This is a genomic window from Armatimonadota bacterium (assembly GCA_031459765.1).
GTDB classification, from domain to species: Bacteria; Sysuimicrobiota; Sysuimicrobiia; order Sysuimicrobiales; family Kaftiobacteriaceae; genus Kaftiobacterium; species Kaftiobacterium secundum.
On the sequence record JAVKHY010000011.1, the window covers coordinates 15063 to 39763 of the forward strand.

General features: G+C 71.9%; 27 protein-coding genes. 17 read left to right on the forward strand and 10 right to left on the reverse strand.

Annotated elements, in window-relative coordinates:
* Positions 1-60 precede the first annotated feature (60 nt).
* Entirely contained in the window at positions 61-1992 is a 1932-nt protein-coding gene (locus QN141_11380; GenBank protein MDR7559075.1) for a capsule assembly Wzi family protein, read from the forward strand.
* 13 nt (positions 1993-2005) lie between these two features.
* Here the strand turns inward: QN141_11380 and QN141_11385 are convergent, their stop codons facing one another.
* Entirely contained in the window at positions 2006-2452 is a 447-nt protein-coding gene (locus QN141_11385; protein ID MDR7559076.1) for a PIN domain-containing protein, read from the reverse strand.
* 302 nt (positions 2453-2754) lie between these two features.
* Between QN141_11385 and QN141_11390 the strand changes: the two genes are divergently transcribed.
* Positions 2755-3858: an FtsX-like permease family protein gene (locus QN141_11390; GenBank protein MDR7559077.1), complete on the forward strand. Its 1104-nt coding sequence runs from the start codon at positions 2755-2757 to the stop codon at positions 3856-3858.
* 40 nt (positions 3859-3898) lie between these two features.
* Positions 3899-4603, forward strand: a complete 705-nt coding sequence (locus tag QN141_11395; GenBank protein MDR7559078.1) for an ABC transporter ATP-binding protein — start codon at positions 3899-3901, stop codon at positions 4601-4603.
* Here the strand turns inward: QN141_11395 and QN141_11400 are convergent.
* Positions 4600-5313: a hypothetical protein gene (locus QN141_11400; protein MDR7559079.1), complete on the reverse strand. Its 714-nt coding sequence runs from the start codon at positions 5311-5313 to the stop codon at positions 4600-4602. The genes QN141_11395 and QN141_11400 overlap by 4 nt on opposite strands.
* Positions 5314-5371: 58 nt before the next feature.
* Here QN141_11400 and QN141_11405 point away from each other — a divergent pair, with 58 nt between their 5' ends.
* From QN141_11405 to QN141_11415, 3 genes are all read left to right on the forward strand, one after another.
* Positions 5372-6220 (forward strand): hypothetical protein, encoded by an 849-nt coding sequence (locus QN141_11405; GenBank protein MDR7559080.1) that lies wholly within the window; start codon positions 5372-5374, stop codon positions 6218-6220.
* 130 nt (positions 6221-6350) lie between these two features.
* Positions 6351-6872 carry a transcription termination/antitermination NusG family protein gene (locus QN141_11410; GenBank protein ID MDR7559081.1) on the forward strand — a complete coding sequence of 174 codons (522 nt, stop codon included), beginning with the start codon at positions 6351-6353 and terminating at the stop codon, positions 6870-6872.
* Positions 6873-7051: 179 nt separating this feature from the next.
* Positions 7052-7711: a hypothetical protein gene (locus tag QN141_11415; GenBank protein MDR7559082.1), complete on the forward strand. Its 660-nt coding sequence runs from the start codon at positions 7052-7054 to the stop codon at positions 7709-7711.
* Positions 7712-7757: 46 nt separating this feature from the next.
* Here QN141_11415 and QN141_11420 read toward each other — a convergent pair whose 3' ends face one another.
* Positions 7758-7976 carry a hypothetical protein gene (locus tag QN141_11420; protein ID MDR7559083.1) on the reverse strand — a complete coding sequence of 73 codons (219 nt, stop codon included), beginning with the start codon at positions 7974-7976 and terminating at the stop codon, positions 7758-7760.
* A 178-nt stretch (positions 7977-8154) separates the two neighbouring features.
* Between QN141_11420 and QN141_11425 the strand changes: the two genes are divergently transcribed.
* The 6 genes from QN141_11425 to QN141_11450 all read left to right on the forward strand — a co-directional run bounded on the left by QN141_11425 (position 8155) and on the right by QN141_11450 (position 13505).
* Positions 8155-8496 (forward strand): DUF971 domain-containing protein, encoded by a 342-nt coding sequence (locus QN141_11425; protein ID MDR7559084.1) that lies wholly within the window; start codon positions 8155-8157, stop codon positions 8494-8496.
* Positions 8497-8574: 78 nt separating this feature from the next.
* Positions 8575-9684 carry an Mrp/NBP35 family ATP-binding protein gene (locus QN141_11430; GenBank protein ID MDR7559085.1) on the forward strand — a complete coding sequence of 370 codons (1110 nt, stop codon included), beginning with the start codon at positions 8575-8577 and terminating at the stop codon, positions 9682-9684.
* Between the two features lie 13 nt (positions 9685-9697).
* Positions 9698-11194 carry an aldehyde dehydrogenase family protein gene (locus tag QN141_11435; protein ID MDR7559086.1) on the forward strand — a complete coding sequence of 499 codons (1497 nt, stop codon included), beginning with the start codon at positions 9698-9700 and terminating at the stop codon, positions 11192-11194.
* A gap of 43 nt (positions 11195-11237) precedes the next feature.
* On the forward strand, positions 11238-12056 hold the full coding sequence (locus tag QN141_11440) for a hypothetical protein (GenBank protein MDR7559087.1): 819 nt from the start codon (positions 11238-11240) through the stop codon (positions 12054-12056).
* Positions 12053-13087, forward strand: a complete 1035-nt coding sequence (locus tag QN141_11445) for a zinc-binding dehydrogenase (protein ID MDR7559088.1) — start codon at positions 12053-12055, stop codon at positions 13085-13087. The genes QN141_11440 and QN141_11445 overlap by 4 nt, the downstream gene beginning before the upstream one ends.
* 49 nt (positions 13088-13136) lie before the next feature.
* Complete coding sequence (locus tag QN141_11450; GenBank protein ID MDR7559089.1) at positions 13137-13505, forward strand: zinc ribbon domain-containing protein; 369 nt, start codon at positions 13137-13139, stop codon at positions 13503-13505.
* Here the strand turns inward: QN141_11450 and QN141_11455 are convergent.
* Positions 13502-14176, reverse strand: coding sequence for a molybdenum cofactor biosynthesis protein MoaE (locus tag QN141_11455; protein ID MDR7559090.1), 675 nt, complete (start codon positions 14174-14176; stop codon positions 13502-13504). The two genes, QN141_11450 and QN141_11455, sit on opposite strands and share 4 nt — an antisense overlap.
* A gap of 167 nt (positions 14177-14343) precedes the next feature.
* Here QN141_11455 and QN141_11460 point away from each other — a divergent pair, with 167 nt between their 5' ends.
* The 5 genes from QN141_11460 to QN141_11480 are packed head-to-tail and all read left to right on the forward strand — an operon-like array spanning position 14344 to position 17365.
* Positions 14344-14607, forward strand: coding sequence for a type II toxin-antitoxin system Phd/YefM family antitoxin (locus QN141_11460; GenBank protein MDR7559091.1), 264 nt, complete (start codon positions 14344-14346; stop codon positions 14605-14607).
* A 5-nt stretch (positions 14608-14612) separates the two neighbouring features.
* A complete protein-coding gene (locus QN141_11465; GenBank protein ID MDR7559092.1) occupies positions 14613-15035 on the forward strand; it encodes a PIN domain-containing protein in 423 nt (140 codons plus the stop codon).
* A gap of 55 nt (positions 15036-15090) precedes the next feature.
* Positions 15091-15864, forward strand: coding sequence for a M48 family metalloprotease (locus QN141_11470; GenBank protein ID MDR7559093.1), 774 nt, complete (start codon positions 15091-15093; stop codon positions 15862-15864).
* Positions 15861-16763, forward strand: coding sequence for a CehA/McbA family metallohydrolase (locus tag QN141_11475; protein ID MDR7559094.1), 903 nt, complete (start codon positions 15861-15863; stop codon positions 16761-16763). Before QN141_11470 ends, QN141_11475 begins: the two co-directional genes overlap by 4 nt.
* Positions 16763-17365, forward strand: coding sequence for a hypothetical protein (locus QN141_11480; GenBank protein ID MDR7559095.1), 603 nt, complete (start codon positions 16763-16765; stop codon positions 17363-17365). The genes QN141_11475 and QN141_11480 overlap by 1 nt, the downstream gene beginning before the upstream one ends.
* Before the next feature lie 273 nt (positions 17366-17638).
* Here the strand turns inward: QN141_11480 and QN141_11485 are convergent, their stop codons facing one another.
* From QN141_11485 to QN141_11510, 6 genes are read right to left on the reverse strand one after another with little or no spacing between them, the layout of a single operon-like run.
* Positions 17639-18784 (reverse strand): lipid-A-disaccharide synthase-related protein, encoded by a 1146-nt coding sequence (locus tag QN141_11485; GenBank protein MDR7559096.1) that lies wholly within the window; start codon positions 18782-18784, stop codon positions 17639-17641.
* Positions 18781-19713 carry a glycosyltransferase family 2 protein gene (locus tag QN141_11490; protein ID MDR7559097.1) on the reverse strand — a complete coding sequence of 311 codons (933 nt, stop codon included), beginning with the start codon at positions 19711-19713 and terminating at the stop codon, positions 18781-18783. The genes QN141_11485 and QN141_11490 overlap by 4 nt, the downstream gene beginning before the upstream one ends.
* A complete protein-coding gene (locus QN141_11495) occupies positions 19706-20866 on the reverse strand; it encodes an O-antigen ligase family protein (protein ID MDR7559098.1) in 1161 nt (386 codons plus the stop codon). The genes QN141_11490 and QN141_11495 overlap by 8 nt, the downstream gene beginning before the upstream one ends.
* Entirely contained in the window at positions 20847-21773 is a 927-nt protein-coding gene (locus QN141_11500) for a glycosyltransferase (GenBank protein ID MDR7559099.1), read from the reverse strand. Before QN141_11500 ends, QN141_11495 begins: the two co-directional genes overlap by 20 nt.
* Positions 21774-21776: 3 nt before the next feature.
* A complete protein-coding gene (locus tag QN141_11505) occupies positions 21777-23495 on the reverse strand; it encodes an ABC transporter ATP-binding protein (protein ID MDR7559100.1) in 1719 nt (572 codons plus the stop codon).
* On the reverse strand, positions 23492-24700 hold the full coding sequence (locus QN141_11510) for a hypothetical protein (protein MDR7559101.1): 1209 nt from the start codon (positions 24698-24700) through the stop codon (positions 23492-23494). The genes QN141_11505 and QN141_11510 overlap by 4 nt, the downstream gene beginning before the upstream one ends.
* Position 24701: the final 1 nt, after the last annotated feature.

The window sequence follows — 24701 nt, forward strand, 5'->3', positions numbered from 1 at the left end:
GGCCTGGTTCTCCTCCCTGCGGCGCCCGCACAGACGGCGGAGGGGGGCGAGCTGGCGTACGTGCCGCTGGAGCACCGGTCGTACCGGGTGCTCGAGCGGATGGCGGCGCTGGGGCTGGTGCCGCTGCGCGCGATCTCGGCGCGGCCGATCACCCGCGAGGAGGCGCGCAGGCTCGTCGAGGAGGCCTGGCTCAGCCTCCCGCGGATGTCGCCGGAGGTCGCGCGACTTGTCCGGGACGATCTGGAGGCGCTGCGGCGGGAGTTCGCCGCATCTCCGGCGGTCGAGGCGCGGATCGGCGTCGGCAACTCCTCCTCTCTGGCCGCCCACTATCCCCTGGGCGGTGTCCTCTTCAGCGGGCGGCTGGCCACGGACAGCCCGGCCGGCGTACCGAGGTCGGAACTGTATGCGTCGTTCCGGCTGGGTTCGGTCGAGATGCAGCTGGGCCGGGCTTCGGTCTTCTGGGGGCCGAGCCTTCGGACCGGCCTGCTGCTCTCGGATGCCGCCGGGACCCTTCCGCTGTTCCGGCTGACGGCGGATCTGCCGCGGGCCCGGCTGACGAAGGTCCTGGCCTGGCTGGAGCGATCCGGTGGGACGCCCGCCGGCGACGTGGCGTTCTTCGCGACGCGGCTGGATTACGACCTCAGCCCGGCATTCCGGCTGGGGTTCAGCGAAGCCGTCGTCACCCCCTGGGGCGGGCCCCTGACCTTCTACCATCTGCTGCAGCCCATCCCCGTGCTCTCAGGGGTCATCGCCTCCTACGACCTGCACGACGCCCTGGGGCAGAGCCGGAATATGTCGGTGGCGGTGGACTTCGACTGGGTGCCCCGGGTGGGCGTCCGGCTCTACGGGGTCGGCTACATCGACGACGCGCCGGAGCGCATCGCCGAGCGGCGGGCCCGGGTCGGCCTCCTGGGCGGGGTCTCCCTGGCGGACCCCTTCAGGAACGGACGGACGAGCCTGCGCCTCGAGTACTCGGCCGTCACCAACGGGACGTACAGTTACGCCCTCGGTCTGGAGCACGCCTATCGCGGACGAAGCCTGGGGCACTGGCTGGGGCCGGACGGCGACGACGTCTACCTGGAACTGACGCACAGGCTGAATCCGGCCACGGACCTGCTGGTCTCCTTCGCCTCCAGCCGGCACGGCGAAGGGCGGATCGGTCAGAGCCCGCCCCCGCCGGAGGCGTGGTTCCTCTCCGGCGTCGTCGAGCACCGTCAGACGCTCGGCCTGCAGCTGCAGAAGCGATACGGTCCGTCCCTGGAGATGAAGTACCGCGCGGAACTGTCCCGCGTGGCCAACCGCGGCAACCGCTCCGGCGAGGAGGCCTGGGAGGGGCTGCTCGGGGTGGAGTTCACGTACCGGTGGCCGGCCGCCGCGGCCCCGTCGTCGCCCGCGTCGGCGCCCGGCCGGCCGCTGTCCGTTGACGCGCCGGCGACCTCGATTCAACTGCGCAGCTGGTCGGCCGCGACGGCATCGCGGGGGCCGCTGGCCGGTCCTCCGTCCAGTAGAGGATACGCGGGCCTGACCGTTCGCCGGCCGCTCGGCACCTTTGCGCTGACGTTCGATTACGACGGGGCCGAGGGGGAGGCGTTCTGGTCGGCCGAGGTCCACTACCCGGTTGCCCGGTTCCGGGACGGCGCGGTGTCGGTCTTCGCGGGGTGGGGCGGCCTGACGAGCGGAACCGTCGCCGCCTCCGGCCCCCGGCTGGGCGCGGCGTTTGACTACCGACTGGCCTTCGGGGATCGCACAACACCGCTCTACGTCAGCGGCTCGCTGTCCTCGCCGCTGCTGCGCGGGATCTGGGCGCCGCGCGAGGGCGGGGCGCCCTTCTACCTGTGGACGTACTACGCGGGCCTGGGTTGGCGCGCCGGGCGGTTCAACCTCGAGGCGGGCTATCGGGGCGCCGTGGCCGAGCGGCGCGTGGGAACGCCCGAACTGACGGTGATGCGGTGGGACGGCTACTACGTGTCGCTGCAGTACGGGATTCGGTAGCTTCCGGCTCCGGTCAGGGGACCAGCACGAAGCCGGCCGTGACAAAGTGCCGGTCGAAGCCGAAGGCCTGCGTGATGCCCGTCCGCCGCATCGCCGCAAAGCTCACCGCGTCCGTGGACGAGAAATCCTGGTCGCTGTATTGACGCAGAAGGTCCCGAGCGTCCCCTTCCAGATCCGCGTCGGCGGAGATCAGGGCCAAGCGGGGAGTCCACTGCAGCCGCTCCAGCAGCGCCCAGGCGACAGGGAATCCCACGGCGCGGCGCAGGAACGTGTAGCTTTCGGCGATCACCAGGTTCGTCGCCACGACGCGGCGGAACCGGCGGAGGATATCCGGCCAGGCGGCAATCGCCCGGCCATGGTGCGTGTCGTCCCGGGACACCAGCGCGATCCAGCCGCCGGTGTCCACGAAGATCTCAGCGCCTGCGGCCTTGTGGACTCCGCGCTTGGGTGAGGTAGGCATCGTGTCGCTCGGCTCCGTCTCTCGGGCCGCCGGAGGCGGCCAGAGTGGGCAGTTCCATGAGCGGATCGTGTTCAGGAGGCAGGGCTTCCCGGATCACGCGGTCCGCCCCGTCGCGAAGCAGGCGGGCCACCGAGACGCGGCGGCGGCGGGCGATCTCGCGGAGCACCCGGTGCTGATGCTCCTCCAGGTAGACTTGGACAGGCTTCTTCCTTGGCGACATAATCGCGCCCCTATGGATGCTACGTCAAATCATTGGATATTACAAAACGTGCCAGCACACTTCGCGGCCTGCCGGCGCCCCCGTGGTCTGCCGTAATCTGCTGCGCAGGAAAGCCCGGACCGCCCTGACCGTCGCCGCCGTGGCCCTGAGCATCGGGGCGACGGTGGCGCTGCTGGGGATCAGCACCGGGCTGGTGCGGCAGGTGGCCGCGGTGGTGTCGGAAGCGGGCAGCGAGCTCACGGTCGTGCAGCGCATCCCCAAGGGGCTGACCTTCGGCTACGTCGGCACGCTGCCCGAGGCGATGGTCGCGGAGCTGGCGGCGACGGAAGGCATTGCGCGGGTCGGCCCGGTGCTGTTCATCCCCGGCGCGCTGACGCGCGACGTCATCTTCCTCATCTACGGGGTCGAGCCCGGCGGACTCGAGTTGCGCCGGGCGCGGCTGCTGGTCGGCCGCACGCTGCGCGAGGACGACGGATCCGCCGTCCTCCTGGGGGCCCGGGCGGCGGAGGGGATGGGCAAGGGGGTAGGGGACAGCCTGGAGATCGCCGGCAAGACGCTGCCGATCGTCGGCATCTACCGGACGGGCGTCAACCTGGAGGACGGCGGGGCGATGATGAGCCTGCGCGGGGCGCAGGAAACCTTCGGCGCGCTGGGGCGGGTCTCGCTCATCAAGGTGAAGGCGGCCGATCGCGCCCGGGTGGAGGCGCTGCGGGCGGCCATCGAGCGCCGCTATCCCGAGGCCTCGGTCCTGACCTCGGAGGAGTTTGCCGCCGACCGCCTCAACCTGGAGGCGGCGGTGCAGGCCGGGTGGGCCGTCTCCCTCATCGCCGTCCTGCTGAGCGTCTTCGCCGTGGCCAACACCATGGCGATGAGCGTCCTGGAGCGCGCCCGGGAGATCGGGATCCTCAAAGCCGTGGGATGGGGCCGCGGCCGGATCGTCCTGCTGTTCTTCGGTGAGTCGCTGGCTCAAAGCGCCGCCGGCGGACTGGCCGGGGTGGGCCTGGGGCTGGCGGCGCTGCGCCTGCTGAGCAAGACCTACCTCACCCTGCCTCTCCCCACCGCGGCCAGCCCTGCGCTGCTGGCGGGAGCCCTGGCGCTCGCCCTGGCCGTGGGGGCCGTCGGCGGACTGCTGCCGTCCTGGCGCGCGGCGCGGCTCGATCCCGTGCAGGCGATCCGCCAGCTCTGAACTGGGGTTCTGGGGGAGGTAGCCCTGCGGGGCTATACTGATGCCGAATCCGCTCGTCGTCCTCCGCCGGGTCACGAAAATCTATCCCCGCGGCATCGTGGCGCTGCAGGAGGTGGACCTCGAGATCGGCCGCGGGGAGTTCGTGGCGATCGTCGGGCCCTCGGGCAGCGGAAAGTCCACGCTGCTGCACCTGGTGGGCGGGCTGGACCGGCCGTCCTCGGGGGAGATCCGGGTCGGCGGCATGGTCCTGAACGGGCAGCGCGACCTCACCCTGTTCAGGCGGCGGATGGTGGGGTTCGTCTTCCAGTCGCACCATCTGATCCCCGTGCTCACGGCTCTGGAGAACGTCGAGCTGCCGATGGTCGCCCTGCGTCTGCCGCCGGGGATCCGGCGGGAGCGGGCCGCCCACCTCCTGGCCCGCGTCGGGTTGAGCCACCGGATGGCCCATCTACCCGGCGACCTCTCCGGCGGAGAGTGCCAGCGCGTGGCCGTGGCCCGGGCCCTGGCCAACGACCCCGCCCTGCTCCTGGCCGACGAGCCCACCGGAGAACTGGACAGCGAGACCGGCCGGGCCGTGGTCGCGCTGCTGGAGGAACTGAACCGGGAGGGGCGCACCGTCCTCCTCGTCACCCACAACCCGCAGGTGGCCGCCGCCGCGCGCCGGGAAATCGAGTTGCGCGACGGGCGCATCGCGCGCGACGTGAAGAAGGAGGCGGCCCGTTTCGGGCCGGGTCTGCGTGTCTAGCGCCCGCCGACCGCGAGGAGCTCGATCCGGTCGTCGTGCAGGGTGAGGCGGCGGATGCGCAGATCCAGCGGGTACCGGGAGAGATCGAGGACGGGATTGACCTTCAGGAGTTCCCGCTCCACCGTTGACTCCGGGACCGCGCCGCCGGCGACGGTCATCGCGGTCACGGCGACCCGCACGATCCGCTCCCGTTCCACGATGACCCGGCCGCGCGCCTCGGTCGGGTAGAGCCGGTCGTCCCGCCGCACCGTCGCCGTGATCGTGAACTCTCCGGCGTGGAAGCGGATCCGCGGCTCGATGATCGCGGAGGAGATCCGGGCCAGGGCCTGGGCCATCGCCGCGGCGGTGCTCCCGGCGACGAGGGTCGCGCCGCCGACCCGGCGCACCCGCGCCTGCTGCTGCGCCAGCGCCGGCGCCTCCAGGGCGAGGTCGGAGGCCTGGAGCAGGAACTGACCCTCGATGCCGCGCAGAAAGACGGGACGGCCGCCGACGGTCAGGCTGTCCAGCACCAGGAGATCGCCGGTCACGCGGGCGCCGGTCACAGAGACGGTGAAGACCGAGGGCGGATCGAAGTAGCGGAGCAGCAGCGCCCGAACGAGCTGGGCCGCGGCGTCGTCGGAGAGGGGTTGCGACCGCCCGGTGGAAGACGCCGCGGCAACCAGCAGGAGCAGGAAGAGCCCGCCGATCAGCGCCGCCGGCCTGACCTTCATATTTCCCCCAGGCGGAGGGCGCCTCAATGGTTTCAGACCTTTCACGTCGAGGTGGATGATGATCCGATCAGCAACGGTCCTCGCCCTGACCATTTTTCTCATGGCCGTGACGGTTTCCCCTGCCGCGGCCCAGTACGCCGCCTCGGGGGGGAAGAACGCCATCCTGGGGATCTACCTGACCGCCGGCCGGATGGTGACCCTGGCTCCCTGGACGACCCTGACCCTCGGGGCGACCTATTCGGAGACCCTGGGCACCGAGCCGCTGGTCTCGCTGGGGTACTCCCGCCCGCTGTCGCCGGGTTGGCACATCGCGTTTGTCGCGTCCTCCGGCGGGATCGGAGGAGACTACCGGGTGGACCGCCTCCCGGAGATCAGCCTCTCCCGGGGGGCCCGGCTTCCCGGCACCGGTCTCTCCTACGGTCTGGAACTGGGGGTGGGAAACTACACCGTCCGGCCGAACGGCCTGACCGGCTACCGACTCCACGCCGCGGCCCGGCTCAGCACGCCGGCCTATCCCCTGGGACGCTTCGCCAGCACGGCCGTCGAGATCGGCTACCGGCAGTTCGCCTACACCGCCGCCGCTCACGGCGCCGGATGGGGAACGGCCCGCCTCACGATCACGCCGGCCCCGCCCCTCTCGCTGACCTTTTCCTACCTGCGGCAGATCCCGTCCGGCTCGAGCCCGCTGCTGTTCGACGCGATGGGAGAGGAGAGCACGCTGAGCGGCAGCGTGTCCTTCCGGGTGCTGCCGGCGGTGACCCTCAGCCACACCCAGGCCTACAGCTACCTCAGCGGGGCCGTCGTCGACCGCATCTACGGGCTGTCCGTGACGGTGCCGCGAGGCCCCACGATTTCGGTGAGCTGGGACACGGTGGATCAGACCGGATCGCTCTCCTTCTCCTGGTAGGCGTGTTAAGGCATCGGTACTCAACAACAAAGAGGGACTGCGCGACCGCGTCGCGAACGCCTCACAACGGCGGGTCTGTCTTCAGCGGGTCTGTCCTTATCCGAAGGCACAGCAGTCATTCGAGGCGTCTATGGACTCTTTCAATGTCGCGGCCTCGCTGCAGTGGTTTGCCGTACACACGAAGCCCCGCGAGGAGGGGCGCGCGGCCCGGCTCCTGGGTCTCAAGGGCATCACGACCTTCCTGCCCCGCCTGCTGGTGAGCCACCGCCACGGCTCCCGCCGCTGGCAGGCCGCCGAGCCGCTGTTCCCCGGGTATCTCTTCGCCAGATTCCTCTCCGACGCCCAGGTCCTCTCCGTCGTCCGCTGGACGCCCGGAGTGAAGTACGTGCTGGGCGACGGCAGGAGTCCGGCGCCGGTGCCCGAGGACGTCGTCGCCTACCTGCAGGCTCGGGCCGGCGAAAGCGGAGTCATCGTCCCTCAAATGCGGTTTCGTCCGGGAATGCGCGTGCGCATCCGCGCCGGGCCTCTCGAGTTCCTGGAAGGGATCATCGATCGCCCCGTCCCGGGCCGTCAGCGCGTCCGCGTGCTGCTCGAACTGCTGCGGACCGTCGTGTCGGTGGAGGTGGACGTCGACGATCTGGAAGAGGTCTGAGATTTTCGCCGTTCCCCGCGCGGGGATCAGCGACCCGCGAGGGGGATGTCGCGGACGATGGCATATAATGATGGGGACTGTATCCGGCGCGCCGGGTGGTCGGGCCTGATCGTCCACCCGGCGCGGCGAAGAGACCTGAGCTCACTCAGGTCGGAGAGATCCGAGCGGGACGGTTCGGCGTGCGCAGCCTCAGGCGGATGGTGCTCTCTCTGGCGGTCTTCGCCTGCGTCTCATTGTTCCCGGCGCGCGTGCAGTCCCGCAGCGACCCCGCGCCGCCCTCCTTCGAGGAGATCATCTTCAACCTGAAGGCCGCCAACACCGGGCTGGACACCTTCGAGGCGGAGCAGGTCATCGAGGTGCGGCTGTGGCTGCTGCGCTTCCGCGTCCTGACCACGGTGTACGCCGCGCGGCCGGGCCGCTACCGCATCGTCGTGCGCGAGGCGCCGCGGTTCCTGCGTCCGCTGGGCACCGTCTTCCAGCACCTGGGCAGCCCCGACGACCTGCTGGCCCTCTATACGCCCGAGGCGATCGCCTACACCGACGACGGCGAGCGCCGGCTGCTGCGCGTGGCCGTCGTCCGAGGGTCCCGTCCGGCGAACCCGCCGGCGGGGGAGATGGTGGTCGATCCGGTGCGCTGGCTGGTGGAACGCCTGCGGCTGCGCTACGACTGGGGCGACGTCTTCGCCGAGTACGTCTACGGCCGGATCGAGGGCTACTGGCTGCCGCTGCAGGTGCCGGTGCGCATCCCGCGCTACGGGATCGAGGCGGTGGCCACCTTCCGGAACTACCGCCTCAACGTGCCCATCCCCGACGCCGTCTTCACCTCCGCCCTGCCCTGAAGGTCCCCGCGACCTGATCCCACCGGAGACCCGATCGCGCGGTCCCTTAGAATCGGAGATCTCTGAGCAGCGGGATCAGGATGGCGGTCAGGATGAGGGCGAGGAGCCAGGAGAACTGCGTGTCCATCCGCCGGTGCCGCGCGCCCAGGTTGGCGCGCAGACCCGACAGCTCCGAGCTGACCTCCGCGCGCAGGGCGGCCAGTTCGCGCTCGACGCCGGCCAGGCGTGCGTTGATCTGCTCGTAGGCTCCTTCGAGCCGTGCCATCCTGACCTCGAGCGCGTCGAGCGCCATGGCTGCGGAAGGTCACCCGTGTCCCACGATAGCACAGATCGGTGGGGGGCCGCTCTGCCGCCCAGAGGTCAGCCGGGGAGCCGCCGGACCGCCGCGCACCGGCCGGGCGGGGGGATGCTAGACTTGAACGGGAACAACGATGGCTCCCCGGATGGCCGTCCCCGTCGAACTCGGCAGCGTGACCGACAGCCGGTTCTGGATCGTCTGGTCCGACGGCCACCGCTCGACCTACACCTGGCAGCGCCTGCGCCTGGCCTGCCCCTGTGCGCGCTGCAAGGGTGAGTGGGGCGAGCGGCCGGATGGGCCCACCGAGGCCCAGATCCCGGCGACGATCCGGGCGATGCGCATCAGCCGGGTCGGGGCCTACGCCCTGCGCTTCTCGTGGATGGACGGTCACGACACCGGGCTGTATCCCTTCCCCCTGCTGCGCCACGAGCTCTGCGAGTGCGAGGAGTGCACCGCCCGGCGCGCCGGCGCCTCGCGCCCCGATTGAGGCCCGCGCGCCCGTCGCTGGCCGCCGGCGACGGCGCTGTGTTAGCATGAGGGGTGACATCGCCCGAGGAGACCGCCCGTGTTCCGACGCGACGCCCAGCCCACGCCCGAGCAGGTGCGCGAGGCCCTGAAAGACGTCCAGGATCCCGAACTGCGCCGCAGCATCGTCGAGCTGGATATGGTCAAAGCGGTGGCCGTCACCGACGGCCGGGTGCGGGTGGAGGCCCTGCTGACCATCGGCGGCTGCCCCCTGCGCGAGACGATCGTCGAGTCCATTCGGGCCCGGGTGGCCGCCCTGCCCGGCGTGCGGGACGTCGAGGTGCACCTGGGCGTGATGAGCCAGGAGCAGCGCCAGGCCCTGATCGCCAAACTGCAGGGCGGGGCGGCGGCGGCGGGGCCGGGCTCGTTTCTGGGTCCCGACTCGCCGACCCGCGTCATCGCCGTGGCCAGCGGCAAGGGCGGGGTGGGGAAATCCACCGTCACCGTGAACCTGGCCGCGGCGCTGCGGGAGCTGGGGAGCACGGTGGGCATCCTCGACGCCGACGTCTACGGCTTCAGCATCCCGAAGATGCTGGGCGTGCACGGCCGGCCCACGCTGATCGACCAGATGATCATCCCCCTGGAGAAGGACGGCATCCGGGTCATCTCCATGGGCTTTTTGCTGCCCGACGAGGACCAGGCCGTCATCTGGCGCGGGCCGCTGCTGCACAAGACCCTGACCACCTTCATCGGTGAGGTGCACTGGGGCGGCGACCTGGACTACCTGCTCATCGACCTCCCGCCCGGCACCGGCGACGTCTCCATCACCATCGCCCAGACGCTGCCCCAGGCCTTCATGGTGCTGGTGACGACGCCCCAGGAGGCGGCCGCGCAGGTGGCGCGGCGGGCGGCGAGGATGGCGGAGAAGGTGAACATGGAGGTCGTGGGCGTCGTGGAGAACATGTCTTTCTTCCAGCCCGCCCCCGATGCTCCCCCGATCTATGTCTTCGGCCGCGGCGGCGGCGCACAACTCGCCCGGGAACTGGGCGTGCCGCTGCTCGGTGAGATCCCGCTGGATCCGGCCGTGCGCGAGGGCGGCGACACCGGCCGCCCCATCGTGCTGGCCCGACCCCGCTCTCCGGCGGCGGCGGCCTTCCGGGCCGCGGCCGAGAAACTGCGCAACGCCGTCCCGGTCCCCGCCCGGGCGTAGGAGGCAACAAGCGATGGCGACCGTGGCACCGCAGGTGTACCGCAACTACGTCAACGGGAAGTGGACCGACGCCCGCAGCGGGCAGACGATGACCTCGATCAACCCGGCCACCGGCGAGACGCTGGGCCTGGTGCCCCGCTCGGGACCCGAGGACGTCGCCGAGGCGGTGGCCGCAGCGAAGGCGGCCTTCGAGAAGTGGCGCAAGGTGCCGGCGCCGCGGCGGGCGGAGATCCTCTTCCGCGCCGCGGAAGAGCTGGTCCGGCGGAAGGAAGAGTTGGCCCGGCTGATGACCCAGGAGATGGGCAAGGTCCTGGCCGAGACCCGCGGCGACGTGCAGGAAGCGATCGACATGACCTACTTTATTGCCGGGGAAGGCCGGCGGCTGCACGGCTACACCACCCCGAGCGAGATGCCGAACAAGGCCGCCTACTGCATCCGCGTCCCGGTGGGGGTGGTGGGGGTGATCACCCCCTGGAACTTCCCGATGGCCATCCCCTCCTGGAAGATCGTCCCGGCGCTGCTGTGCGGCAACACCGTGGTCTTCAAGCCGGCCACCTACACGCCGCTGGTGGGGATCCGCTTCGCCCAGATCCTCAACGAGGCCGGGCTGCCCCCCGGCGTGCTCAACGTCGTCACCGGCAGCGGGGCCACCGTCGGCGACGCCATCGTCGAGCACCCGGACGTGGCCATCATCTCCTTCACCGGCTCCACCGCCACCGGGCTGGCCATGGCCGAGAAGTGCGCGCGGCTGGGCAAGCGCATCTCGCTGGAGATGGGCGGGAAGAACGCGGCGATCGTCATGGAGGACGCCGACTTGGACCTGGCCACCGACGCGCTGATCTGGAGCGCCTTCGGCACCACCGGCCAGCGCTGCACCGCCTGCAGCCGGATCATCGTCCAGCGGGGGGTCCGCAAGGAGCTCACGGACCGACTCGTCGCGCGCGCGCGGGCGCTGCGCCTGGGCGACGGGCTGGAGCCGACCACCGACGTGGGGCCGGTGGTCAGCGACACGCAGCTGGAGACCATCCACGGCTACGTCGAGGTGGGACAGCGGGAAGGGGCCCGGCTGCTCACCGGCGGCCGGCGCGTCACCGACGGGGCGCTGGCGCGGGGCTTCTTCTACGCCCCGACCATCTTCGACAACGTGCGGCCCGGCATGCGCATCGAGCAGGAGGAGATCTTCGGGCCGGTCACCGACCTGATCGAGGCCGCGGACCTGGAGGAGGCGGTGCGCATCCTGAACGGCGTGCAGTACGGGCTGTCCGCCTCCATCTTCACCCGCGACGTGAACACGGCGATGCGCGCCGTGGACGACATCTTCACCGGCATCGTCTACGTGAACCACGGGACGATCGGCGCCGAGGTGCACCTGCCCTTCGGCGGCACCAAGCACACCGGCAACGGCCACCGCGAGGGCGGCAGCCAGGTCCTGGACGTCTTCTCCGAGTGGAAGGCCGTCTACATCGACTACAGCGGAAAACTGCAGCGGGCGCAGATCGACAGGGACTGATCCCCGGCGGGCGCGGGGCTCCCGCGCCCGCCGCCGATTCCCGGTGCGACTGCTCGCCGCGCTCGTGATCTTCGGCTCCGTTGCCGTCGGGGGTGCCGCCGCCCCCGTCGCCGGCGCCGCGGCGCGGCCGGCGCCGGATGTCTTCGAACTGCAGGCCGCGGAGGTCGTCGTCAGCGGCGGCGGCCGCCTCATCGAGGCCCGCGGCGACGTCCGGGCCACCGACGGGAGGACCACCGTCCGCGCGGGGGCGGCGCGCTACAGCGCGGCGGAGCGCCGCGTCCACCTGAGCGGCGGCGTGGCCGTCGTCGGTCCGGAAGGGTCGCTGCGCGCGGCGACGGTGATCCTCGCGCTGGATGCGGACCGCCGGATCGGAGCGGTAGACGCCGTCGGCGGCGCGGAGCTGATCACCGGCGGGCGCGTGCTGCGGGCCGACCGCATCCGCTACGCCGTGGGGAGCGCGGAGGTCACCGCCACCGGGAACGTCACCGCACTCCTCCCGCCGGATCTCTCCGCCGCAGGACGGCGGCTCGCGCTCCGCCGCGGGGTGGCCACCCTCACCGGCCAGGCGAGGCTGCGGCACCGCGACGGCGTCCTGGAGGCGGACACCCTGGAGGTGTCCGAGGCCGACCAGGTGGCGCAGCTGCGGGGCAACGTCCGCAGCCGGTGGCAGGAGGTCTCCATCACAGCGCAGGCGGCCACGCTCTATCACCGGGAGCGGCGGGCCGTCTTCCGCGATCGGGTCACCGTCACCTCCCCCGGACGGACGCTGCGGACCGCGCTGCTGACCGTCTACTACGCGCAGCGGCGGATCGTCGCCGAAGGGGAGACGACGATCCGGCTGGAGGAGGAGGGCCCACCGTGAAGGCCATGGTCTACACCGCGCACGGCGGACCGGAGGTGATCGAGGCCCGGGAGGTGCCCGAGCCCGCCGTGGGGCCCAACGACGTGCTGGTCCGCGTCCGGGCCGTGGCGCTCAACCACCTGGATCTGTGGCTGCGCCGGGGCCTCCCGCGCCTGCGGCTGACCTTCCCGCACATCGCCGGCGCCGACGCCTCCGGGGTCGTGGTCCGCACCGGCAGCGCGGTGAGGACGGTGGAGGAAGGGCAGGAGGTCGTGATCGCCCCCGGCATCAGCTGCGGCGTCTGCCGGGCCTGTTTGGCCGGCGAGGACAACCTTTGTCCCCGCTACTCCATCCTGGGCGAGCACCGCCCCGGGGCCCTCGCCGAGTTTGTGGCCGTGCCCGAGGCCAACATCCTGCCCAAGCCCCCGGGGCTGACCTTCGAGGAAGCCGCCGCCGTCCCCCTGGTCTTCCTCACGGCGTGGAACATGCTGGTCACCAACGCCCGCGTGGGGTTCACCGACACCGTCCTGTTGTGGGGTGCCGGCAGCGGCGTGGGCAGCGCCGGGCTGCAGATCGTCAAATGGTTCGGGGCGCGGGTCATCGCCGTCGTCGGCGCGGCGTGGAAGGTGGAGCGGGCCCGGCAGCTGGGCGCCGACGAGGTGATCGACCACCGCCGGCAGGACGTCCTCGAGGAGGTCCGCCGGCTCACCGCCGGCCGCGGGGTCGAGGTCGTCTTCGACCATGTGGGGGCGGCGACGTGGGAGACCTCGATCCGCGCCCTGGCCCGCGGGGGGCGCCTGGTCACCTGCGGGGCCACCAGCGGCGCCGAGGCGACCACCGACATCCGCTACCTCTTCGGCCGCCGGCTGACCATCTTCGGAACCTGGATGGGCACCAAGCGCGAGCTGCACCAGGTGATGGCCCTGGTCGCCCAAGGCCGGCTGCGCCCGGTGGTGCACACGGTGCTGCCGTGGGAGGAGCTGGCCCGGGCCGAGGAGATCCTGGAGCGCGCGGAACAGTTCGGCAAGGTGGTCCTCCGCCTGGCGACGTAATATAACGCTGAGATAAGACGACGCTCCCCCCGGACAGGCAACTTCCGGCATGCCGATCTACGAGTACCGATGCCGACAGTGCCGCAGGCGGAGCAGCGTGCTGCTGCTGAGCTATAAAGAGCGGGTCGACCCCGTCTGCCCCCACTGCGGGAGCCGCGACCTGGCGCGGATCATGTCCCGCTTCGCCACCGTACGTTCGGAAGAGGCCCGGCTGGAGTCGCTGGCCGACGACCCGGAGCTGGCCGACGTGGACGAGAAGGATCCGCGCAGCGTGGCCCGCTGGATGCGGAAGATGGGCCGCGAGTTCGGGGACGAACTGGGCGACGACTTCGAGAGCGTCGCCGAAGAGGCGGCCGCCGCCGCGGAGTCCGGCGACGGCGCAGAGGAGGCGCCCGGCGAGGAAGGACCGGGGGGCTAGCCGGCCGGCTCGGAGCCCACCCAGACTTCGCCGCCCTCCCAGACTTCCTTCTTCCAGATCGGGACCGTCTGCTTGAGGGCGTCGATGGCGAACCGTCCCGCCTCGAAGGCGTCCCTGCGGTGCGGGGCGGAGACGGCGATGGCCACGCTGACCTCGCCGACCTGCAGCACGCCCAGCCGGTGGACCATCGCCACGCGCAGCACCGGCCACCGCGCCGCGGCCTCCGCGGCCACGCGCCCCATCTCCCGCAGGGCCAGCGTCTCGTAGGCCTCGTATTCCAGGTGATCGACCCGCGCGCCGCGGCGGTTGTCGCGGACCGTGCCCAGGAACAGCACCACGGCGCCGGCCTGAGGATGGCGCACCGCCTCCAGCACGGCGGCGAGGTCGATGGGCCCCTCCACCAGGGCCAGGTGCGGCGCCGGGCCTTCGCCCCCGCTGACGGGCGGGATCAAGACCAGCTCGTCGCGCTCCCGCACGACGGTGTCCCCCCCGACATAGGCGTCGTTGACGGCGAAGGCGACGGGCCGGGGCAGGCGGGCCAGGGCCGGAAAGCGCGCCTGCAGCAGCTCCCAGACCTGCGCGGCGGTCGCGCCGGGAGGGATGTCCAGGACCACGTGCTTCTGCCCGATCGCCTCGCGGTAGGAGGCGAAGGCGCGGACGGAGATCTGCACACCGGCATTGTAGCAGAGAACCGCAGGACCCGGGCGCGGCTTGACCGACGTGAGGGCCGCCGGCTACAATGCAAAGTAGAGACCATCAAGGGAATAAAGTCCATAGAAACCAGTCACAGTCGCCGACGGCGCCGGGGGGCGCGCGCCGGTGCCTTTGGAGGTCGGTCGTGGAGCGCGTCAGCATGGTGGAAGCCAAGCGGGACCTCTCGCGCCTGGTGAACAAGGCGGCCTACGGGCACCAGCCCGTGGTGCTGACCTCCCGGGGCCGGCCGAAGGCCGTGCTGGTGGCGCATGACGATTTCCAGGCGCTGCTGGGAGAGCGGGGGGGACGGCTCCTCCGGCTGGGCGGACGATGGCAGGGCACGCCGCCCGTCTCGGCCCAGGACCTGCGCCGCCTTCGGGGGGAGCTGTGGGGGAGGCTCTCCCGGTAGGCCCGATGTACACCACCGACACGCACGGGCTCCTGTGGCACCTGCAGGAATCCAACGGGCGGCGCGGCCGGACGCGCCGGCGGTTGAGTCCCCGCGTCCGCAACATCTTTGCCCGCGCCGACGAGGGGCGCGAAACCATCCTGATCCCCGCCATCGTCCTGGTCGAGCTCGTGTACCTGGCCGAACGCGGGACGGTCCCCGCGGCGCTGGTTGATCAGCTTCTCGCCGACCTGGGCCGACCGGTCGAAAACTACCGGCTGGCGCCCCTGGACCTGTCGGTGATCCGCGCCCTCCGGGAGATCCCGGCCCTGCAGGCGCCGGAGATGCCGGATCGGATCATTGCCGCCACCGCCCGAGCGACCTCGTCCCGTCTGTTGTCTCGCGACGAGTCCCTGCGCAGGATCGCCGGTCTGGAGGTCGTCTGGTGAGCGGGAACCGTCTTCCCGTCTCCGGCGTTTCCCGAAGGGGAGGCCCCGGATCGGGATGGCGTACACGATGCGCTGGATGCTGAAGACGACTCCGGCCCTCGTCGGCGCGCTCCTGGCGCTGGCGGTCGTCGGCGCCCTGGCCGCGCCGGCCGCGGCGGCGTTCCTCTCCACGGGGCAGGAGATCCGCATCGGGCGGGAGGCCGCCGCGCAGCTCGAGGCCGAGGTAGGCGTCGTCCGCGACCCCGTGCGCACCGCCCAGATCGCGGCGATCGGCGCGCGCCTGGCCGCCGCCAGCGGTCGCCCGGAGCTGCCCTGGACGTTCAAGATCCTGAACACGAACCAGATCAACGCCATCTCCCTGCCCGGGGGGTTCATCTACGTGACCCGGGGGATGCTCGGATTCGTCAGGTCCGAGGACGAGCTGGCCTTCGTCCTGGGGCACGAGGTAGGCCACGTGGACCGCCGCCACCACGTGGCGATCATCGAGCGCGACTTCTTCTTCGGGCTGGTCCTCTCGCTGCTGTTCGGGGGTGATCCCACCAGCGGCCAGATCGCGGCCCTGCTGCACACCCTGCTGCGGCGGGGGTTCAGCCGCGAGGCGGAGTTCGAGGCCGACGAGACCGGGGTGCTGCTGACCCACCGCGCCGGGTTCAACGCCGGCGCGGGCCTTGTGTTCATGGAGCGGCTGCGGGCCGCGGAGGGCCGCGACCCCTCGCAACTGGAGGTCCTCCTCAGCACCCATCCCGCCCTGGCCGACCGCCTGGCGCGGGTGCGGGAACAACTGCGCCGGCTCGGCTACCGGGTCGGGATCCTGCGGGCGGCGGCGTGACCGTCCTCGATCCGTACACCGGGCCCGGCACCTACCGCAAAGCCCAGCTGCACTGCCACACCACCGCTTCCGACGGCCGGTTCCGGCCCCGGGAACTCCTGCGGATGTACAAGGAGTCGGGGTATGCCTTCGTCTGCCTCACCGACCACAACCGCGTCACCCGCGAGGCCGGCCTGGACGACGACACCTTCCTGGCCGTGCCGGGCTCGGAGGACACCGTTTCGGCGGCGACGATCTTTCCGCTGACGCTGCTCGGCCCGCACCTCGGCCGGCTGTTCGTGGACGCCCCGACGCGCCGCGGCACCGCCCAGCAGCGCATCGACGCCACGGCGGCCGCCGGCGGCCTCCTCTCCCTGTGCCATCCGTCCTGGACGGGCAACCTGTGGACGGGCCGCTGGCCGCTGGCCGCCGCATCCGGCCTGCGCGGCGTCCACCTCGTGGAGATCTGGAATCCCCACTCCGATTCCGCCCGCGACCTGGAGCTGTGGACGGCGCTGCTGCGGCAGCGGGGACCGCAGGCGCCGCTGTGGGGGGTGGCGGTGGACGACTGTCACCACGCCCGGCAGTTCAACCGCGGCTGGATCATGGCCAAGGTCTCCGCCGTGACCGCCGCCGCGCTGCGCGACGCCCTGCGGCGCGGAGCCTTCTACGCCACGACCGGCGCGACGGCGGAGTTCGGGGCGGAGGAGGGGACGGTGTGGGCCCGGGGGGTGAGCCCGGCCGGCGCCCGGGTGCGCTTTCTGGACGCACGGGGGGTTCTGCGGGCCGAGGTCGAATCACCAGAGGGTCGCTACCCCGTCCGGGCGGATGAGGAGTTTATCCGCATCGAGATCGTCGGCCCCGCGGGAGCGCGGGCGTGGTCGCAGCCGTTCTGGGTGTGTCAGGGAGGGAGGCCGTGATGCGGGTCGTGTTGGGGATCGTGGCCGTGCTGAGCCTGGCCGTCGGCGCCGCGGCGCAGGCGCAGGTGACCGTCAAAGGAGACGCCCGGGCCTGGCAGGAGGTGGCCGCCGCCTACGAGCGGTTGGCCAGGCTGCGGACCTACCGGATGAAGATGAAGGTCGAAGGACAACCGATGACGATGGTGGTCGAGCACGTCAGCCCCGACCGGACGCGGACGCTGATGCAGGCCGAGGGGTTCACCATGGAGATGGTGAGCGTCGGCGACCGGATGCAGTACCGCACGGTCACCGGCGGGACGTCCGGGCCCTGGCAGTGCCAGAAGCCGCCGACCGCCGCGCCGACGGCGGAGGACGCCAGGAACGCGCGCGGCGAGGTGACGATCAGCCGGCTGGGTGAGGTGACGGTCGAGGGCGTGCGCACCCAGGGCTACGACTACTCCTGGACCAGCCAGGGGAAGACGGTGCGCCAGCGCCTCTACGTGGCGGGAGACGGGCTGCCCCGGCGCCTGGTGGTCCTCGACGACGCGGGCAAGCCGCAGATGACCATCGACTACTACGACTTCAACGCGCCCATCACCATCGAGTTCGCCCGGTGCGGGTAGCGTCTCATCCGGCCGGCGGGAGGGCAGGTACCGGAGGGCACATCCCAGACAGATCGCGAGGAGGGAACCCCGTTGTTCGTCGCGGAGATCGCCTACATCCTGTTGGGCTTCATCCTGCTCGTCTACTTCATGCGCCAGGCGGGAGGATAACCCCCCGCTCCGCGCCGTCTCGATCCGCGGGAATGCGGCCGGCCCATCCGGCAAGGACCGGTCTGGATGCGTGGGAGATCGTAGAACCGGTCGAGGCATCCGACGCCCGGTCTCCTGAGACGCCTACCGGGCCGGGAGGAGGCGGGTCACCTCCTGCGCGATCTTCTCCACCGCGCCGCCTCCGCCCATCCGCTCCCGCCCCACCGCGCCGCGGCGGGCCGCTTCCTCGGGGTTGAGCAGCAGCCACACCGCCGCCCGCGCCGCGTCCTCCCAGTCGAGGGCGTCGACCAGCGCATCGCCGAGCAGCCGTTTCTGCAGGGCGAGGAACCGCGGCGTGTACTGCACCGCCCCGTCCAGGGAGAAGGCCACCACGGGCCGACCCAGGCCCGCCGCCTGCTCGTTCGCCGTCCCGGCCAGCCCCACGACGATCGTCGCCGCCCGCACCGCCGCCCCGAAGTCCCTGGTCAGGAGCACCCGCGTCTCCGCCCGTTCGATGAATTCGCCCGCCGCCTCCCATCCGGCGGCCTGCGCCCGGCGCACCGCCTCCACCACGGGGATGGTCTGGGAGAGCGCGCAGACGAAGCGCGCGCCCACTTCGTCGTTGATCTGCACCGCGACTTTGAGCACCTGCGTCAGGTTGTACAGGGCATCGCTTCGGCTGCCCGGCAGGAGCAGGACGACCGGGGCGCCGGGGGCCAGGGGCAGGGCTCCCCGCGCCGGAGGGATGCAGTCCATCAGCGGATTGCCGTCGTAGCGCGCCCGCACGCCGCGCCCGGCCAGGGCCTCCGCCGTCTCCCGGTCGCGGGTGAAGACGACGGCGGCGCGACGGCGCATCTGCCAGATCTCCAGCAACCTGTGGGGTTCGGTGCGCTGGGACTTGGCCGTGGCCACGAACACCGTGGGCGTCCGCGCCCGGGAGGCCATCCACAGGCAGAAGACGTCGCCCACCGCCACGGTCACGGCGTGCCGGCCGGCCTGGCCCCGCAGGGTCCGGCGCTGCGCGGCCAGCAGTTTCGCCCCGCCGGCGCGGAGGTCGCCGGCCAGGTCCCCGCCGCGCAGCGCGAAGCCGCCCGAGGGCAGGGCCTGTCGCGGGTCGAGCAGAGGGACGTCGCCGTAGACGTCCCCCGTCCCCACGAGGGGGTAGGCCGCAACCGGGGCGGCCTCCGCCAGCGCCTGCGCGAGGGCGGCGCCGACGGCGTCTTCGCCGCGGCCGTTGCTCACGATGAGCACCGACCTGACCAGACCCCGGGGTCCTGTGGGGTTCGTCATGTGTCCGCGCCGGACCGGCGCAGCGCGGCGAAGACGCCGTCGTAGTAGGCTTCCCACAGCAGGTAGTTGTAGCACTCGCTGCAGATCCACAGGTGCTCTCCGGCTTCCGCCCAGGGGAGGACGGCGCGGATGACCTTCCCCAGGACCCCGGTCCGGTAGACCAGCCACTTCAGCGGCAGCAGCAGGGGGTGGATCTCCAGGAAGAAGCCGAGGCCGGTCCGGCGGTTGTGCTTCCGCCAGAAGTAGACCGCGCCTTCGCCGGCCTGGCGCAGTTTGGCCCGCGTGCGCTCCAGGGTCTCCACGTCGTCGTGGTAGCCCAGGGCCTGGGGATCGTAGAAGAACCGCACCCCGCGCGCCCGCAGGCGCAGCCCCAGTTCGATGTCCTCCCACCCGTATCCCGGGAACCCCTCGTCGAACCCTCCCGCGGCCCACAGGTCCTCGGCGCGGAGGGAGAGGTTGCGGGTGATGACGTGGTAGGGGGAGAGATCCCGCCGGCGGCGGAGGGTGAGATCGGGCACGAGCTCTTTGGTCTTCATGAAGGGGGTGCGCTTGGCGTCGGGGTGGATGAGCGTGCGGCCCTGCACGCCGATGGGTCGCGCGGGATCCGTGTAGTACCGGGCGTGCCGGGAGACGAGATCGGGGGCGGCCAGGATGTCCGAATCCAGATAGAGGATCACGGGCGCGGAGGCCAGCCGCGATCCGGCGTTCCGCGCCGCGGCGCGGCCGCGGTTGGGCTGCCACCGATAGGTGAGCTTCACGGGAGAGGCCAGGGAGCCCACGAACTCGTCGGTGCCGTCGGTGGACCCGTCGTCGAGGACGACGATCTCGAACCGCTCCGGCGGGTAATCCTGGGCGAAGAGGTGCTGCAGGGCGCGGGCCAGCACCGGCCGGTTGTTGTGCGTGGGGATGACCACGCTGAGGTCAGGCACGGCCGCCTCCGCGCGCGGCGAGGATCCCGATGACCAGCCACATTCCGGCCCCCAGGTGCACCGACAGGAGGGTGCCGTCGAAGAGCTGGTGGGTCATCATGGCCAGGAACACGGCGATCACGACCGCAGACAGGATCCGCGCCTCTTCGGGGGCGCCCCGCCACCAGCGAAGGCCGCAGCGGAGGGCCTGGATGACGACGGCGACGAAGAGCAGCGCGGCGACGATGCCGCCTTCGGCGGCCATGTTCAGGAAGATGTTGTGGGCGAAAGGCGCGCCGGGCGGGTTCGGGTCGCCCGGGAGGCGGTAGCGCAGGGTCATCTGGGAAAAGGTGTTGAGGCCGGTGCCGAAGACGGGGTGGTCGGCGATGATCAGTCTGGCGGTGCGCAGGAGGTAGATGCGGTTGAGATTGACCTGGGGGTCGGCGACCGTCAGCGCTCTCCTGACCAGCGCCCCCCGCTCGGGGCCGGCCGACACCAGGACCGCCGCGACCAGCGCCGCACCGAGGAGGAGCGCACGAACGGCGTGCCGCCGGCCGGCCAGCACCGTCAGCGCCAGGAGGCCCACCCCTGCGCCGATCCAGGCCCCGCGGGTGTAACTTGTCACCAGCGCCGCCGCCGGCGGGAGGGCGAGGAGCAGCGCCAGGTACCGTCTCGTGCCGGCAAAGAGGAGGGCCAGCCCGAGGGCGATGAGGAGCGCCGCCATCGCCGTCGTCCCCACCGCGTTTTGTCCCAGTTCGGGCAGCGCGGCCGGGGCGCTCCGGCGCAGGTGCAGGAGGAAGGCCGCCGCGCCGGCCGCGGCGCCGCCGGCCAGCCACGTCCACAGCAACGGCCGGAGGAAACCAGGATCGCGGAGCAGGACGCGGGATGCTCCCCCGAAGGCCAGGTAGATTGTCAGCGCGGCCAGCCCCGTCGAGCCTACGGCGATCGCCCGGAACTCGGAGAGGTAGCCGGCCAGCAGGAACCAGCTGACGAATCCTGCGACGACGCCGTCCAGCGGAGTCGTTGTCCACGGCAGGGTGTGCGTGAGCACTCCTTCGGATGCCACCGCCACCAGCATCACGACCAGTCCCCAGGTCGCGTAGCCTCCCGAGAACAGCGCGACGGTGAGAAGCAGGGCGGCTCTCTGCAGGCGGTCAGGCCAGCGCGGCGGCATGGCGGTGCAACGCGGAGGTCAGCGCGCGGTAATAGTGGAGGTTCAGGACGCCGCGCACGACGACGTGGGCCAGCCCCCGGCGGCCCCGGCGCTCCAGACGGCGGGCCAGCTGCAGGGCGCGCGCCGGATCCAGCGCTCCGCCGAGGGCGGCCAGCCAGTAGACCGCCCCGTGCAGGGGGGTGGCCTGGATCAGCCACCGGGTCTGCGGCGTGGGGTGCTTCCGCCAGAAGTAGACCGCGCTGCGGGCGCGCTCCTCCTCCCTGGCCAGCAGCTCGGGCAGCAGGGCCGCATCGGCCACCGGCTGGATGTGGAAGGCCACGGCCTGCGGGCAGAAGACGCGCCGCAGCCCCAGGCGCCGCAGGCGCACGCCGAGTTCGAAATCCTCCCAGCCGTAGCCCGGGAACCCTTCGTCGAAGAGGCCGGCCTCCTGCAGCGCCGCTTTCGGCAGCATCGCGTTGGCGGTGTCCAGATACGCCGGGGAGGCGGCCAGGCGGGGCGCGCGGGCGGCCGGCAGATCGCGCAGGTCCGAGATCAGCACCACCGGCCCGCGGGAGAGCACGCCGCCCCCGTGGGCGGCCAGCGTCTTCAGGTGCCAGCGCAAGAACTCCGGTCCGACCACGATGTCGCTGTCCACGAAGGAGATGTACCGGCCGCGCGCGGTCTGGATTCCCGCATTGCGGGCCGCGCCGCGCCCGCGGTTGGCCGGGAGGCGGAGCACCTGGAGCGGGAGCCGCCCCTCGGCGAACCGCCGCAACAGCGCCGGGGTCTCGTCGGTGGAGGCGTCGTCCACCACGATCACCTCGAAGCGGCCGGCCTCCAGCGTCTGCCGGGCCAGGGCCTCCAGGGCGTGCGCCAGCACGGCGGCACGGTTGAAGGTGGGCACGACCACGGAGATCTCCGGCGCCATCGGCTACGGCACTTCCACCAGCTGCAGCCCGGCCAGACGGGCGTAGACGCCGCCCCGGGCCATCAGGTCGTCGTGGCGGCCCTGCTCGACGATCCGTCCCTGGTCGAGCACGACGATACGGTCGGCCTTGCGCACCGTGGAGAGGCGGTGGGCGATGATGAAGGTGGTGCGGCCCTCCGTCAGGCGGTCCATCGCTTCCTGGATCAACCGCTCCGACTCCGGATCGAGGGCGGAGGTGGCTTCGTCCAGGATGATGATCCGCGGGCCGGTCAGCACCGCCCGGGCGATGGCCAGGCGCTGGCGCTGGCCGCCCGAGAGCTGCACGCTGTCTTCGCCCAGCACCGTGTCGTAGCCCCGGGGCAGGGCCGCAATGAAGTCGTGGGCGTTGGCGATGCGGGCCGCGGCGATGATCTCGTCCAGCGACGCCTCGGGTCTGGCGTAGGCGATGTTGTCCCGCACCGTCCCCGAGAACAGCACCGTCTCCTGGGGGACGAGCCCGATCTGCCGCCGCAGGGAGCGCAGGGTCACCGAGCGCACGTCCCGGCCGTCGATGGCCACGGCCCCCGTGGTGGGATCGTAGAAGCGGGGCAGGAGGTTGATGAGCGAGGTCTTCCCCGCGCCGCTGGGGCCGACGATCGCCACACGCTCTCCGGGCGCGACGTCCAGATCGATGTCGCGCAGCGCCCAGGATGCCCCGTCGTAGGTGAGGGAGACGCCGCTGAAGCGGACGGCGCCCCGGACGGGAGGGAGGGGCGCGGCGCCCGGGAGGTCGGCGACGTCATCGACCGGGCGCAGCAGGTCGGCGATCCGGTCCAGCGCCCCGAGCCCCTGGCGGACGGAGGCGTAGGCGCGGCTGAGCGAGACCACCGGCTCGACGGCCAGGCCGGCGTAGGTCAGAAACGCCACCAGGCTCCCCACGGTGAGGACGCCGGAGGCGGCCATCCGCCCGCCGAACCACAGCACGGCCACCAGGCCCGCCGCGGTGAGGAGGCTCACCACCGGCACCTGGGCGGCGATCAACTGGCTGATGCGGAGGTTCTCCCGGAAGGTCCGTTCGTTCTGGCCCCGGAAGCGCCGGACCTCCCGTTCCTCCTGGGCGAAGGCGCGGATGATGCGCGAGGCGGTGAAGGTCTCGCGGATGGTCGCGGCCAGGTCGGCGGTGCGCGCCTGGGCGCGCTGCGAGGTCCGCTGAATCTCATGGCCGAAGGCCCGCGCCGCGCCGATCAACACCGGGATGACGACGAGGGTGAACAGGGCGAGGTCCCAGCGCAGGACAAAGAGCATGACCAGGATCCCCGCCACCGTCAGCGCCACGCCCAGCAGGTCGAGGAGGCCGACGAGCAGGGTGGTCTGGACGACCTGGGTGTCCTGGAGGCTGCGCGAGATCAGGTCGCCGCTCGTCCACCGCGCGAAGCGGGCCAGCGACCACCGCTGGACCTGCTCGAAGATCCGCTCGCGCAGGTCGGCCACCACGCGGTGGCCGAGGTAGAAGCCGCAGAAGATCTGCCCGTACAGCAGCACGCTGCGCAGCGCCAGCGCCCCCAGGATGACCATCGCCGCCGAGTTGAGCACGGCGAAGCTGTCTGCGGCGGCGATGGCGTCGATGGTCAGCCCGACGTACCGCGGGATGAAGAGCTGCGTTCCGGTGACCAGCAACAGGCAGGCCACGCCGGCGGCGGCGACCGGCCAGTACGGGGCGATGAAGGGGATGATCCGTCTCACGATGCCGTCCCCGATGCCGCGGCCAGCCGGAGCGCCTCCGCGGCGATGCATCCGGCGGCGCCCGGACGACCGAGCGCCAGGTCCCGCAGGGCGCGGGCGATGGCGGCGCGTCCGCCGGCGTCGGAGAGCGCCTCCGCCATGTGCCGGCCGACATCCGCGGCGCTCAGCGGACCGATCCATTCGGGAACGACGGCCCGGCCGACCCGCTGGTTGGGGATGGCGAGAAACCGGTGGCGCGCCAGATAGCGGTGCAGCGCGGCCCGCCGCAGCCATCCGCCCAGGCCCGGCAACCTGGCCACCCACTCCCAGAGTCCTTCCACCGCCGCCCGGTCCATGAAATCGGTGGGCACGACCACGGCGAAGGGGACGCCGGCCAGCGCCAGTTCCAATGTGTTCGTGCCGGGAATCGTCACCACGAAGTCGCTTCGCGTCACCGCCTGCCAGCCCTCTTCCAGTATCCAGTGGATCTGTGCCCCGTTCGCGGCCTCGATCCGCCGGCGGACGGCCTCCACCGTCGCGGGGGTCAGGAACTCCGAGACGATGAACTGGAAGCGCGTTGTGGGATGGGCCCGGGCGGCGACGGTTGCGGCCTGGTGGAAGAAGGGAGCGAGCACGGTCAGGAAGCGATCGCGGCTGCCGGGCAGAAAGGAAACGACGGATACTGATCGGTCGCCCGACGGGACGTCGGGCGACGACTCGGGCGACGGCATGGCGAAGGCGTCGGCCCGCGGGTCGCCGGTGACCACGATCTTTTCCACCGGCACGCCGCGGCGGCGCAGATCGGCGGCGAGGGCATCGGTGGCCGCGAAGACACGGGCGAAGTACCGGTGCCGGGTGGCGACCAGCGGCGTCTCGGCGAAGGCGGCGGCGGGGATCCCTAAGCGTCTGGCCAGTCGGCCGGAGAGCAGGAGGTCTCCGCCGAGGTGGACTAGCGCGGCCGGCCGGGTGACGGCCACCCCGCTCAGTCCCAGGGCCGTCCGCACCGTCGTCGCCGGGTCGAGGATGCGGTCGAAGAGACCCCACCTTGCCACAACCTCATGCTCGCGCCCGCCCGCAAACTGCGAGGGGGTGAGGGCCAGGGTCAGCGTCGGCAGCGGGCCCTGATCGGCGGCCCGGACGCGCAGCTGCCGCGCCACGGGGCGGATCCACCCGCGCAGTTCTCCCGGCCCGTTGCCCGCCAGCACGATCTCGGCCGCATGGCTCATC

What these genes read in the sequence shown, in the direction of transcription:
- QN141_11495 (MDR7559098.1), bottom strand. Translation starts at nt 20,866, where the DNA reads ATGCCGCCGCGCTGGCCTGACCGCCTGCAGAGAGCCGCCCTGCTTCTC.
- QN141_11500 (MDR7559099.1), bottom strand. Translation starts at nt 21,773, where the DNA reads ATGGCGCCGGAGATCTCCGTGGTCGTGCCCACCTTCAACCGTGCCGCC.
- QN141_11435 (MDR7559086.1), top strand. Translation starts at nt 9,698, where the DNA reads ATGGCGACCGTGGCACCGCAGGTGTACCGCAACTACGTCAACGGGAAG.
- QN141_11400 (MDR7559079.1), bottom strand. Translation starts at nt 5,313, where the DNA reads ATGAAGGTCAGGCCGGCGGCGCTGATCGGCGGGCTCTTCCTGCTCCTG.
- QN141_11410 (MDR7559081.1), top strand. Translation starts at nt 6,351, where the DNA reads ATGGACTCTTTCAATGTCGCGGCCTCGCTGCAGTGGTTTGCCGTACAC.
- QN141_11485 (MDR7559096.1), bottom strand. Translation starts at nt 18,784, where the DNA reads ATGACGAACCCCACAGGACCCCGGGGTCTGGTCAGGTCGGTGCTCATC.
- QN141_11510 (MDR7559101.1), bottom strand. Translation starts at nt 24,700, where the DNA reads ATGAGCCATGCGGCCGAGATCGTGCTGGCGGGCAACGGGCCGGGAGAA.
- QN141_11420 (MDR7559083.1), bottom strand. Translation starts at nt 7,976, where the DNA reads ATGGCACGGCTCGAAGGAGCCTACGAGCAGATCAACGCACGCCTGGCC.
- QN141_11470 (MDR7559093.1), top strand. Translation starts at nt 15,091, where the DNA reads ATGGCGTACACGATGCGCTGGATGCTGAAGACGACTCCGGCCCTCGTC.
- QN141_11385 (MDR7559076.1), bottom strand. Translation starts at nt 2,452, where the DNA reads ATGCCTACCTCACCCAAGCGCGGAGTCCACAAGGCCGCAGGCGCTGAG.
- QN141_11405 (MDR7559080.1), top strand. Translation starts at nt 5,372, where the DNA reads ATGATCCGATCAGCAACGGTCCTCGCCCTGACCATTTTTCTCATGGCC.
- QN141_11395 (MDR7559078.1), top strand. Translation starts at nt 3,899, where the DNA reads ATGCCGAATCCGCTCGTCGTCCTCCGCCGGGTCACGAAAATCTATCCC.
- QN141_11465 (MDR7559092.1), top strand. Translation starts at nt 14,613, where the DNA reads ATGTACACCACCGACACGCACGGGCTCCTGTGGCACCTGCAGGAATCC.
- QN141_11480 (MDR7559095.1), top strand. Translation starts at nt 16,763, where the DNA reads ATGCGGGTCGTGTTGGGGATCGTGGCCGTGCTGAGCCTGGCCGTCGGC.
- QN141_11450 (MDR7559089.1), top strand. Translation starts at nt 13,137, where the DNA reads ATGCCGATCTACGAGTACCGATGCCGACAGTGCCGCAGGCGGAGCAGC.
- QN141_11425 (MDR7559084.1), top strand. Translation starts at nt 8,155, where the DNA reads ATGGCCGTCCCCGTCGAACTCGGCAGCGTGACCGACAGCCGGTTCTGG.